Annotated in this window: 7 protein-coding genes and 1 other RNA gene; all 8 read left to right on the top strand. The window is 66.7% G+C overall.

Annotated elements, in window-relative coordinates; all coding sequences use genetic code 11:
* Positions 1-2: 2 nt before the first annotated feature.
* The 8 genes from ffs (at position 3) to ACZ5LB_RS07445 (ending at position 12,081) form a co-directional block, all read left to right on the top strand.
* Positions 3-98: signal recognition particle sRNA small type (ffs, locus tag ACZ5LB_RS07480), an RNA gene on the top strand.
* 148 nt (positions 99-246) lie between these two features.
* Entirely contained in the window at positions 247-1,758 is a 1,512-nt protein-coding gene (locus ACZ5LB_RS07475) for an amino acid permease (protein WP_464605556.1), read from the top strand.
* A 185-nt stretch (positions 1,759-1,943) separates the two neighbouring features.
* A complete protein-coding gene (locus ACZ5LB_RS07470) occupies positions 1,944-3,473 on the top strand; it encodes an amino acid permease (RefSeq protein WP_464605555.1) in 1,530 nt (509 codons plus the stop codon).
* Positions 3,457-4,140 (top strand): phosphoribosyltransferase family protein, encoded by a 684-nt coding sequence (locus ACZ5LB_RS07465; RefSeq protein ID WP_464605554.1) that lies wholly within the window; start codon positions 3,457-3,459, stop codon positions 4,138-4,140. Before ACZ5LB_RS07470 ends, ACZ5LB_RS07465 begins: the two co-directional genes overlap by 17 nt.
* A gap of 70 nt (positions 4,141-4,210) precedes the next feature.
* Complete coding sequence (locus ACZ5LB_RS07460) at positions 4,211-5,203, top strand: deoxyhypusine synthase family protein (protein ID WP_464605553.1); 993 nt, start codon at positions 4,211-4,213, stop codon at positions 5,201-5,203.
* Positions 5,204-5,323: 120 nt separating this feature from the next.
* Entirely contained in the window at positions 5,324-5,515 is a 192-nt protein-coding gene (locus ACZ5LB_RS07455; protein ID WP_464605552.1) for a hypothetical protein, read from the top strand.
* Between the two features lie 210 nt (positions 5,516-5,725).
* On the top strand, positions 5,726-8,713 hold the full coding sequence (locus ACZ5LB_RS07450) for a TonB-dependent receptor (RefSeq protein WP_464605551.1): 2,988 nt from the start codon (positions 5,726-5,728) through the stop codon (positions 8,711-8,713).
* Between the two features lie 170 nt (positions 8,714-8,883).
* Entirely contained in the window at positions 8,884-12,081 is a 3,198-nt protein-coding gene (locus tag ACZ5LB_RS07445) for a protein kinase domain-containing protein (protein WP_464605550.1), read from the top strand.

Genomic DNA, 12,081 nt, shown 5'->3' with positions numbered 1-12,081 from the left:
CAAGCCGGGCCCCATGCATCGGGGTGCGATGAACCGGGTCAGATCGGAAGAAGCAGCCCTAAGTCGTTCCCCCGAGTGCCGTGGCAAGCCCGGCCCTTTTGCGTACCGCGCCATCTGCATCGTGTTGATAGGTGAAATCGGTGGGCAGGGCCGGCTCCTGCGCTACCATGGGGCAAGCCCTCGGCCCACACCTATCCACCGCAGCCCTGAAACGCTCCCACACGGGACCGAATGGAGACTTGCACCATGGCGGAAAAGAACGGATCCCAGCTCTTCAAGCGCAAGCCCCTGGAACTGCTCCTGGAAGAGATGCGGGGAGAGAACCGCCTGCGCCGGGTCCTGGGCCCGGTGCAGCTCACCGCCCTGGGTGTGGGCGCCATCATCGGCGCCGGGATCTTCGTGGCCACCGGGGCCGCGGCGCACAACGTGGCCGGCCCCGCCCTCATGCTCAGCTACGTGGTCGCCGGCATCACCTGCATCTTCGCGGCCCTGTGCTACGCGGAGTTCGCCTCCATGGTCCCGGTGGCCGGCTCGGCCTACACCTACGCCTACGCCACCCTCGGCGAGCTCTTCGCCTGGATCATCGGCTGGGACCTCATCCTGGAATACGGCGTCTCCAGCGCCGCGGTGGCCACCGGATGGTCCGCCTACGCCCAGAGCTCCCTCTCGAAGATCGGCATCACCTTCCCGCTCATCCTGCGGGAGTCCCCCTGGCGGTACGACGCGATCACGGGCGCCTTCGTGCGGACCGGCAGCTGGCTGAACCTCCCGGCCGTGCTCATCACCGCCGTCGTCACCTTCGTGCTGGTCAAGGGCATCAAGGAGAGCGCCGGCTTCAACGCCACCATGGTGGCCATCAAGGTGGCCGCCGTGCTCTTCGTGATCGGCGTGGGCGTGTTCTTCGTGAGCACCACCAACTGGCACCCCTTCGCGCCCTTCGGATGGTCGGGCCTGAGCTTCTTCGGCCACACCGTGGCGGGGCAGGTGGACCCGGGCGGCAAGCCCGTGGGGATGCTGGCCGGCGCCGCGATCATCTTCTTCGCCTACATCGGTTTCGATTCCGTCTCGACCCACACTGAGGAGGCCAAGAATCCCCAGCGGGACGTGCCCATGGCCATCGTGATCTCCCTGGTGCTCTGCACGGTGCTCTACATCGCCGTGGTTGCCGTGCTCACGGGGATGGTGCGGTTCGACCGCCTCGACGTCAACGCCCCGGTCTCCATGGCCTTCAAGGTGCACAACCTGGGCTGGGCCGAGGGCCTCATCGCCACCGCCGGGGTGGCGGGCATCACCTCCGTGCTCCTGGTGATGATGCTCAGTGGCCCCCGCGTCTTCCTGGCCATGGCCCGGGACGGCCTCCTGCCCAAGAGCGTGTTCGGCGTGGTGCACCCCGAATTCCGGACGCCCTGGAAATCCACGATCCTCATCGGGGTGTTCGTGGCGGTCCTTTCGGGCCTGCTGCCCATCGACTCCCTCCTGCACCTCACGAACATCGGGACCCTGCTGGCCTTCGTCATCGTCTGCGCGGCGGTGCTCGTCATGCGCCGGAAGTACCCCGACGCGCCCCGGCCCTTCCGGTGCCCCTGGGTGCCCGTGGTGCCCGTGCTGGGCATCCTCTCCTGCCTGCTGCTCATGTTCTCCCTCCCCACGGAGAACTGGTGGCGGCTCATCGCCTGGTTGGCCCTGGGCTTCGGAATCTATTTCTTGTACGGCCGTAACCATAGCGTTATGAAACATTATAGTGAAAACAATCGGTAACGACTGGCATCGAAAACGCCAGGCGACGCTCTCCCTTCGGATTGAACCACCGCCTCACCCACCGAGCGTGGAACACCGCCCACCGTTGTTTGAATACTCCATAGCGTTATGAATCTGGAGTACCCATTCCGGCGGGGATGGGATCACTCCGCCTCCAGGGTGCCTTTTCCCTCTGGAGGTGGTCCATGGACCCTGCTGTCTCGCCGGGCGCGCGCCGCAACCGGCTTTTCTCCCGCAAACCCCTTGCGGTGCTCCTGGAGGAGGCCAAGGGGGAGGACCGGCTCAGGCGGATCCTGGGCCCCGTCCACCTCACGGCCCTGGGCATCGGGGCCGTCATCGGGGCGGGCATCTTCGTGGCCACCGGGGCCGCCGCGCGCAACGTGGCGGGCCCGGCCCTCATGCTCTCCTACGCCGTGGCGGCCGTGACCTGCGTGTTCGCGGCGCTCTGCTACGCGGAATTCGCGGCCATGGTGCCGGTGGCGGGCTCCGCCTACACCTACGCCTACGCCACCCTGGGCGAGCTGTTCGCCTGGGTCATCGGCTGGGACCTCATCCTCGAGTACGGGGTCTCCAGCGCCGCCGTGGCCACGGGATGGTCCGCCTACGCCCAGGGCCTCCTGGCCAAGGCGGGGCTGGGCCTGCCGGCCGCCCTCGCGGAATCCCCCTGGCGCTACGACGCGGCCTCGGGGGCCCTGGTGGGCACGGGGGCCCTCCTGAACCTGCCCGCGGTGCTCGTGGTGGCCGTGGTCACCCTCATCCTGATCAAGGGGATCCAGGAGACGTCCCGGCTCAACACCGCCATGGTGGCCGTGAAGGTGGCGGCCGTGGTCTTCGTCATCGCCGTGGGCCTGTTCTTCGTGAGCGCGGCCAATTGGCGGCCCTTCGCCCCCTACGGGTGGACGGGCCTGTGCTTTTTCGGCCACACCGTGGCCGGCCAGGTGGACCCCGGCGGCAAGCCCGTGGGAATGCTGGCTGGCGCCGCCATCATCTTCTTCGCCTACATCGGGTTCGACGCCGTGTCCACCCACACCGAGGAGGCCCGGAACCCCCAGCGGGACATCCCGGTGGGCATCGTGGCCTCCCTGGCCGTGTGCACCATCCTCTACATCGCCCTGGTGGCGGTGCTCACGGGCATGGTGCGGTTCGACCAGCTGGACATCAGCGCCCCGGTGTCCCTGGCGTTCAAGGCGCGGGGCCTGGGCTGGGCGGAGGGGCTCATCGCCGTGGCGGGGGTGGCCGGCATCACGTCGGTGCTCCTGGTGATGATGCTCAGCGGCCCCCGGGTCTTCCTGGCCATGGCCCGGGACGGGCTCCTGCCCAAACAGGTGTTCGGCGTCGTGCATCCGAAGTACCGCACCCCCTGGAAATCCACGGCCCTCACCGGCGCCTGCGTGGCGGTGATGGCCGGGCTGCTGCCCATCGACGTGCTGCTCCACCTCACCAACATCGGCACCCTCCTGGCCTTCGTGATCGTCTGCGCGGCGGTGCTCATCATGCGCAGGACCCACCCCGGGGCCGAGCGCCCCTTCCGGTGTCCGTGGGTTCCCGCGGTGCCCGTCCTGGGCATCCTCTCCTGCCTGCTCCTGATGTTCTCCCTGCCCGCGGCCAACTGGTGGCGGCTCGCGGGCTGGCTGGCCCTGGGGATCCTCGTCTACTTCCTGTACGGCCGCCACCACAGCGTTCTGGGAAGGGGGTCCGATGAATGCCCTTCATGAGGTGATCCGCTGCCGCGGCTGCCTGGGGTCCATGGACGGGCGGGCCCAGGCGGGCCTCTGCTCCCGGTGCTGGAGCCTGCTCACGCCCCTGCCGGAGGAGCGGTGCGCCCTGTGCGCCCTGGGGCACGGCGGAGGCGAGGACTGTCCGGATCCCGTGGCCTGGTCCTGGGGGGACGCCCTCTGGGACTACCACGGAGGGTTGGGGGCCCTCCTGGTGCCCGCCATCAAGCGCGGGGAGCTGGGGTGGATGGACGGGCTGCTCGCGCGGGCGGGACGGGCCCCCCTGCCGGCGTGGGCCGCGGGGTTCAGCCTCGTGTGCAACGCCCCGACGGCGAGGCTGCGGCGCTGGTACCGGGGCTTCGACCTGGCCGAGCGCGCCGCGTGCCTGTTCGCGGACCGGCTGGGGGCGGCCTTCCGCAAGGTGCTGCGCAAACCGCTGTACACCCGCGCCCAGGCGGGCCTGCCCCAGGGCCGGCGTCGGCGCATGGGCCCCCACGTGACCCTGGCCCCCGGGCAGTCGGTGGAGGGCGAGGCCGTGCTCCTGGTGGACGACGTGTGGACCACCGGGATGACCCTGCTGCGGTGCGCCCAGGCCCTGGGGGCGGCCGGGGCCCGGGACGTGGCGGTCCTGGCCCTGTTCCGGGCCGGCAAGCGGGGAGGCCATTGATGTTTCTGGTATCCTGCCTATCGGCTCCCAGGGAACCCTGGGGAGCGTATGCCTTTGAATGGAGTCGACCATGCCGAGCACCGCCACGTTCACCCCCGGTCCCGTGGGTTCGTTCATCAAGCACCATTTCCGCCACTTCAACGCGGCGGCGATGATTGACGCGGCCGAAGGGTACCGCACCCACCTCCTGGAGGGCGGGAAGATGATGGTGAGCCTGGCGGGGGCCATGAGCACGGCCGAACTGGGCCTGAGCCTCGCCGAGATGATCCGCCAGGACAAGGTGCACCTCATCACCTGCACGGGCGCCAACCTGGAGGAGGACATCTTCAACCTGGTGGCCCATGACTACTACGAGCGCGTGCCCCACTACCGGGACCTCACCCCCGCGGACGAGCAGGCCCTCCTCGACCGCCACATGAACCGGGTCACCGACACCTGCATTCCCGAAATGGAGGCCATGCGCCGCATCGAGAAGGCCATCCTCAAGGAGTGGATGGGCGCGGACGCGGCCGGGGAGCGGTACTTCCCCCACGAGTTCCTGTACCGCCTCCTGCGCAGCGGGGTCCTGAAGGAGCACCACCAGATCGACACCCGCGACAGCTGGATGATCGCCGCCTGCGAGAAGAACCTCCCCATCGTCGTGCCCGGCTGGGAGGACAGCACCCTGGGCAACATGTTCGCCGCCGCCGTGATCCGCGGGGACGTGAAGAACGTCCACACCGTCCGCACGGGCATCGAGTACATGACCTGGCTGGCCCGCTTCTACCAGGACATCACCAAGGACTGCAGCCTGGGCATGTTCCAGATCGGCGGCGGCATCGCGGGGGACTTCCCCATCTGCGTGGTGCCCATGCTCCACCAGGACCTGGAACTGGAGGCGCCGCTGTGGGGCTACTTCTGCCAGATCAGCGACTCCACCACCAGCTACGGTTCCTACTCCGGCGCCGTGCCCAACGAGAAGATCACCTGGGGCAAGCTGGGGGCCAACACCCCCAAGTTCATCGTGGAGAGCGACGCGACCATCGTGGCGCCCCTGATGTTCGGCTACCTCCTCGGGTGGTAGGCCGTTAGGTCGGCTGGCGTTGGAATTCCATAGGATCTTAATATTTACGACCCTGGGGTCGTGTTCTCTTGCCCCCCTGGAATTCCGCGGCTAAACTGGCTCTACCTTTTGGAGGTTCCCATGAAGCGTTCCATCATCGCCGTCGCCGTCGCCTTCTGCGCCGCCTCGTTCTCGTTCGCCAGCGTTGCCATCCAGAAGGAAGCCAAGGCCAAGGATCCCAAGGTCACCTGCAAGACCTGCCACACCGCCCCTCCCTTCACCAAGACCAACCTGACCGACGAAGGCAAGAAGTGGATTCCCGCCAAGAAGTAGTTTGAATCCCCCGAATGCATGAAAGCGCCCACCTCGCGGTGGGCGCTTTCCTTTTGGCTGGGCCGTCCTGGGTGGTCTAAAGCGCAATCCTCCGGCTGGTCTATTGAGGGTCAGGCGGATTGCCGGACCATGGGGTAGTTCACCCCATTGACACCCCCATCCGGTTTTCCGGTGGAAACGGAACACTCACCAACCAGGAGGTTTCTCCCCATGATCCGACGGCCCTGCATCCTAGGTTCCCTGGCCACCATCCTCGTCTTCGGCCTCCCGCTGGCGGCCCAGTCACTCCAGACCGGTGCCATCGCCGGAACCGTGCGCGATCCATCCGGGAAGCCGGTGAAGGGCATCACGGTGCGGGCCGAATCCGGCCAGACGCGCAGCGTCCAGACCACCAGCGAGAGCGGGGAATTCCGGTTTCCCCTCCTCCTCCCGGGCACCTGGGAGGTGACCGTCCATGGCACCGGATGGCAGACCGTGCGGGGAACGTTCCGCGTCGGCAGCGGAAGCACCCAGAACGCCAACTTCAAGCTGACGCCCATCCAAACCGCCGTGGTGGAAGTGCTGGGCAGCGTCCAGAACATTGACGTCACTTCTTCACAGACCAGCATCAACCTTGATGCGGATCTCATTTCCTCCCTTCCGAAGGACCTGACGAACAGCAACGGCCTCCAGGGCGTCCTCGCCTCCCTTCCGGGCATCAACGTTTACGCGGGCAACGATACCAGCTACTACATCGGCGGCGGTTCCCACGATCAGAACCTGTTCACGGTGGACGGCACGATCACGAACCTGACGAGCAACAATCAAGGAAGCAAGACCGTTTCCAGCCAGCCGGCCATGGAGTTCATCGAGAGCGTCGAGGTCGTCACCGGGGGCTTCGGGGCGGAGTACAACGTCCTGGGCGGGGCCATCAACGTCAATACGAAGAGCGGGACCAATACCTTCGCGGGAGAGGTGTTCGGCTACACGAACTTCCCGAACCAGGCGGCCGTGGGCAAGTACAACACCCGCACCACTCCGCCGATGTATCCTCCCGGCCTTGCCGACAAGTACGTGCGGTACGGCTTCGCCTTTGGGGGACCCATCATCAAGGATGAACTGTTCTTCTTCATCGGCTACCAGGGGTTCCATGACCGGCTTCCCCCCACCCAAGGCGGGATCAACTGGAATGGGCTTGCGTCCGCGACGGCGACGCAGGAAGGTCCGAACCTGACGACCCTCAAGGTGAACTGGATCATCAACCAGAGCAACCAACTGATCCTTTCCTCCACCGACACGAAGCGGGTCGACCACATGGGCGCCCAGTACCCCGGCTCGACGATGTGGCAGGCGGGGACCTTGGACATGGGCCAGATTTCCACGTACCGGTCCGAATCGACCAGCCTGACCTGGAACTGGCTCATCTCCCCGACGATGACCCTCGTGACCAGCGCGGCCAACTTCACGAATCCCACTCATATCCGGCCCAACACCGGCGGTTCGGGCGGAATGTCGACATCCATCTGGGATTCCCGCTACTGGGTCACGGGTCCTGGCCGGTCCGCTGCCCAGAAACCCGATGGCTACGATTACTGGTACTACATCACCGGAGACGGGTACCTGCCCCAGCAGGATTCGTGGAATCCCAACCGCCAGATTCGCTTCGACTTCACCTGGTCGCCCGGAAACCACACGATCAAGGCCGGTATCCTCAGGAGCGATACCCGCAATGAGATCGCCCAGGGCGCCCGAAGGTTCTTCTACCTCTATACTCCCGCCAACAACGGCAGCCCCATCGGCGATCCCGACGCCCTCGAGATGTACCAGGTCGACGCCTACAAGTCGGTGATCAAAGGAAGGATGACGTCCTACTACATCAAGGACCAGTGGGAGGTCACCAAGGGGCTCAGGCTGGAACTGGGCGCGAGGTATGACCCGTTCCGCTTCACGGGGGGCGCCGGGCCCTTCGATGGGGTCGAGCTCGGAAGGTTCGAGAGCCTGGAACACCAGTTCCAGCCGCGGCTGGGCGTGACGTGGGATGTGCGGAACGACGGCAAGACGAAGTTCTATGCCAACTGGGGCCGCAGCTTCCAGACCATGCCCCTCCAGAGCGTCAGCTGGGCTTCCGTGTCGTCCTCCAGCGACCAGTTCTGGACCGCGGACCACTTCACCTACAACCCGGACTACACGGGCTCGACGGCCCCGTTCACGATCCTGAACGACCCTTCGACCCGGGCCCCCTACGCCCCGGACGTGGTGTTCACGTACGGCAACTACGGGAAGCCCTCCCCCCGGGCCACGGATATCCGCCTTCCCCACAAGGACCTGCTCGTCATCGGATGGGACCAGGAGTTCACGCCGAACTGGACCTCCGGCGCCTCCTGGCGGTTCAGCGAGACCCGGAACGCCCTCGACAAGAGCTACTTCACCAACGACGACGGTTCCCCGGCCTTCCCCGGCGTCAGGGAAAAGGTCCTCTGGAATCCCCGCCCGGGTCCCGTGACCTTCGTGGATTCGGACGGAAACGAGCGCACCTGGGAAAGCCGGTTCCCGACGCCGGTGGACCGCTTCATCAGCCTCAACCTGCACGGGCGATACCAGGACAGCGCAACCCTCCTCTCCCTCGACTACACCTGGATCCACCATTACGGCAACTACCGCGGCATCAGCCCGAATTTCATGACCTACCAGACCGGGAGCTCGGTGCCGGTCGGTTCCACCAATGACACGAACGAATTCAATTTCTACCGGACCATCGCCAGCGGAAACTTCGAGAACAACCCCACGCACGAAGTGAAGCTGCACGGGAACCGGACCTTCAAGGTCCTGGAACAGGAGGTGTCCGTGGGGCTGGTCTGCACGTGGTCCTCGGGCCTGGGCCTGTCCAAGGGGATCCCCATCGGCGTGCTCTACCCGAATTACGTGGGAGGGTCCTGGCAGGCGATCCAGCCGGATAACCAGCGCGGCGACATGGGCCGGCTTCCCAGTGTCCTCAACCTGGATTTCAACCTCAGCGGCCGCATCCGCATCGGGAAGTGCACGCTGAAACCGGTGTTTTCCATGACGAACCTCCTCAACCGGAGGACGGCGACGGGGTACTACACCTCCCTCGTCCGCGGGTATTCGGCGGCCTCGGCTACCCCTGATCCGAACTTCGGCATGGAGAACGCCTGGCAGAGCGGGCGGGCCTTCACGGCCGGGGCGTCCCTGAGTTTCTAGTCCCGCCTGCGGGGAAAGGCACGCGAAATCCGTTGTCAGGACGGAATGATATGCTGGGTGCTTGCGTCTCATCCATGGCGGGGCGAGCCCCTTCCTCCAGAGGCCGCGCCAACACCCGATCCCGAACGGCCGCTCGCGTTTCCCCGCACCCTGCTGGAACCTCCGCCACCATGAATCCGAACGCGTCCACAGGCAGCCCGGAACCGGAAGACGCCCCCTTCAACGGGGGCGTCGATGCGGGGGACGCCTGGCAGGCCAGGCTCCTTTCCATTGAGCAGGAGTTCCGGAAGGCCGGTCCGGGGGGGGAGGCCGGCACGGACCTGGAATCCTGGTCGGATCCATGCCCCGCGGATGCGTCCCGGATGCCGCCTCTGCAATTGATTGATCGACGCTACAAGCCCGTGGCCTTCCTTGGGGAAGGGGCAGCCTCCTGGGTCTTCAAGGGCGTGGACACGCTTCTGCAGCGCCCCGTGGCCTTGAAGCTCCTGAAGGCCGGCGCCGCCAAGCCCCTTCGGGAGGCCCGCGCCCAGGCCAGGGTGGACCACCCGAATGTCTGCGGGATCCATGAGGTCGGCCCCGGCTATCTGGTGCTTCAGTGGATGAACGGGGGAACCCTGGGCCGGGTGGGGCCCGGGCTTCCCCTCCTGGAAAAGGTGAGGATCGTTCAGGAAGCCGCCATGGGGGTGGACGCTGCCCACACGCTGGGCCTGATCCACCTGGACTTGAAACTGGACAACCTGCTGATGTACCTCGATGCGGAAGGGGTGTGCCATCCCGCCATCGGGGATTTCGGAATGGTCCTCCTCGACGGGGAGGACCCCGGGCGGCCCTGCCCGAAGGGCACGCCGCCCTATGCCAGCCCCGAGCAGCTTCAGGGCGACATCAACAAGGTCGACCGGCGATCCGATGTGTACAGCCTGGGCGTCATCCTGTACCTCCTCCTGACCGGGAACCTCCCCTGGGACGCCGGTTCCGTGCCTAGCCTGCTGGTGGCCATGGCCGGGACGGATCCGGTACCGGTCAAGGCCCGGAATCCTGCCATCCCAGCGGACCTGGCCGCCATCACGCATCGCTGCCTGGCGAAAAGACCGGACGGCCGATACCCCAGCGCGGCGTCCCTGGCCGAGGACCTTGCCCGCTTCCGGAGAGGCCAGGCGGTCCAGGCGATGGGAGGCGCCCCTGGCTACCGCATGCGGAAATGGGCCGGCCGGAACCGCAGGGTGATCTGGATGGGCGCCGCGGCCCTGTGCGTGACGTTCGGCGTATCTGCATTCCTCGCATCCCGCCTCGCCTTCGCGAGCCTCCAGGCGGAGTGGGACCATGGGTTCCAGAAGCGGGTCCAGGACATCCAGTCCTGCCTGGATCATGCCTACCGTCTGCCCCGCCAGAACATCGAGGGCGAAATCCTGAAGGCCAGGCGGATGGCGGCGGACCTGGAAAGGGAGGTGAGTGTCCAGGGCCGGGCGGCCCAGGGCCCCGGCCACCTGGCCCTGGGGCAGGTCCGCCTGCTGGTCGACCGGGACAACCTGGAAGCGGAACGGGAAATCGAGATCGCCTGGAACCTCGGATATCGAACGAAGGGCGCCAAGGTCTGGCAGGCCTTCGCGCTCGTCCAAAGGTTCCGGCGGGAAGCGGGCTCGGTCCTCGGCGATCCCGCCTCCCGGCCGAACGGGAAGACCCTCAAAGGACTGGATTCGAACTACCTGGCCCCCGCGCGGGAATTCCTCAGCTGGCAACGGACCTCGGAGGAGGTCCTGCTGGCGCGCCTTGTGAAGACGGCCCCCTTCCTGCCTCGGAAGCCCCAGGATTTCGACCCGCTCATCCGCGCGCTCAGGGACTACCGGCAGGCCAACCCGGCCGAAATCTACGCATGGATCGAAGAGGCCAAATGCATGGGCCTCAAGGCGGGGTTCCTCACCGCCGAGGACCTCGAGGCGAAGCTGGAGGTTCCTGGGCACACCGTGGCTCCGGGCACGGAGACCTCGGCTACCGTGAACCTTGAAGTGCGCGCCCTCCTGAAGCGGTCCCTGGAGGTTGCGCCCAGCTGTCCCCAGATCTACAACCTCCTTTCCATTTGCTGCACGTCCTTGTCCGAGGATGCCCATACGGAACCCGCGAACCGTCCGGGCTTTCGGAAGGAAGCCCGGCAATGGGCCGAACTGGGCCTTTCGGTTTCCCCTACGGACAAGGATCTCCTTGGGCAGAAATACCTCATGCTGGCGAACCAGCTGAAGACCGGCGGGAAAGCCGGGCCGATCGAGGCGGCCTGGAGGGCCTCGGCGGCCCAGGCCTGGCAGGCCCGGAACGAGGGCGCCTACAGCGCGGCGCTCTTCGGGGCCTTTGAAGTCGCCGAAGCCCGTTGGGGGAAGGGGGAATCCGGCCTGGGGCTGTTGAACGAAGCCCTGGACTGGTTGGAAAGGTCTCCCGCCTGGTTCCCCAGGAGCCAGGCCCTTGCGGACAATCTCGCCTGGTTCAAGGCCGAGGCGGGTGATGCCTTCACGCAATGCGGACTCGATCCCGGCCGCCTCGACGCCATCCGGGAACGTCTCGGCGGCCAGTCCCTGGAGGGACCCGATGCCGCCCTGCGGTGCCGCGCCAGCATCGTGGAGGCCGAGCACGCCCTGCTCACGGGCGGGAACGCCCAGGACGCCTGGCGGAACGGTCTGGCCCAGCTTGCCCGGATCCCTCCGGCAGCCCCCTTGCGAAGCGAATTGGAACTTCATCTTGACCTCCTCCAGGCCTGGATCTTCGATACGGAGGACGCGTGGCGGGCCCTGGGGACCCGCCTCGAGGGAAGGATCGGCCCGGCGGCCTCGCCGAGGTTCACCTGGCTGCTCCTCCGGGCCCGGCTCTCGCGGGCCTGCCGGGAACGGATCCAGGGCAGGTCCCTTGACGCCCTCCTGACGGAAACGCGATCCATCGTAGGCCAGGACGCCAGGACCCGGTCCCCGCTGCCCCCGTCCCTGGGCAGGGAGACCCGCGCGCTGGCGTGCCTTCTGGACGGCGGGGAGGGATCGCTCGGGATCGGCCTGGAAGAAATCCGTTCCGCGCAGGAATACGGGCGCGCCGCCTCGGGAAAGGACCAGGGTGTGGTGGTCCGCCCCATCTGGGTGCCTCCCCCCCACCGGGGGAGATCCCTGGCGATTGAAGGGGAGCTCCACCTGGCCCTGGCCCGGCAGGAGAAGGATCCGCACCGCAGGCTCCTGCACCTGGGGCGGGCCCGGGAAGCCTTCCGGCGGGCTTTGGTCGCCAATCCCAACCTCCGGAACCGGATCGGCCCCAGAATGGAGGTCCTGGCCCGTGACCAGGGAACGCTCCCGGAACCGTCCGGACGGCTGATGAACGATTACCTCCATCTCTTCCTGTGA

The sequence above is a fragment of the Mesoterricola sp. MK458 genome (assembly GCF_055384935.1).
Note: the sequence above shows the minus strand (reverse complement) of the source record. Positions and strands in the feature narration are given on the sequence as shown.

What these genes read in the sequence shown, in the direction of transcription:
- ACZ5LB_RS07445 (WP_464605550.1), top strand. Translation starts at nt 8,884, where the DNA reads ATGAATCCGAACGCGTCCACAGGCAGCCCGGAACCGGAAGACGCCCCC.
- ACZ5LB_RS07450 (WP_464605551.1), top strand. Translation starts at nt 5,726, where the DNA reads ATGATCCGACGGCCCTGCATCCTAGGTTCCCTGGCCACCATCCTCGTC.
- ACZ5LB_RS07460 (WP_464605553.1), top strand. Translation starts at nt 4,211, where the DNA reads ATGCCGAGCACCGCCACGTTCACCCCCGGTCCCGTGGGTTCGTTCATC.
- ACZ5LB_RS07455 (WP_464605552.1), top strand. Translation starts at nt 5,324, where the DNA reads ATGAAGCGTTCCATCATCGCCGTCGCCGTCGCCTTCTGCGCCGCCTCG.
- ACZ5LB_RS07465 (WP_464605554.1), top strand. Translation starts at nt 3,457, where the DNA reads ATGAATGCCCTTCATGAGGTGATCCGCTGCCGCGGCTGCCTGGGGTCC.
- ACZ5LB_RS07475 (WP_464605556.1), top strand. Translation starts at nt 247, where the DNA reads ATGGCGGAAAAGAACGGATCCCAGCTCTTCAAGCGCAAGCCCCTGGAA.
- ACZ5LB_RS07470 (WP_464605555.1), top strand. Translation starts at nt 1,944, where the DNA reads ATGGACCCTGCTGTCTCGCCGGGCGCGCGCCGCAACCGGCTTTTCTCC.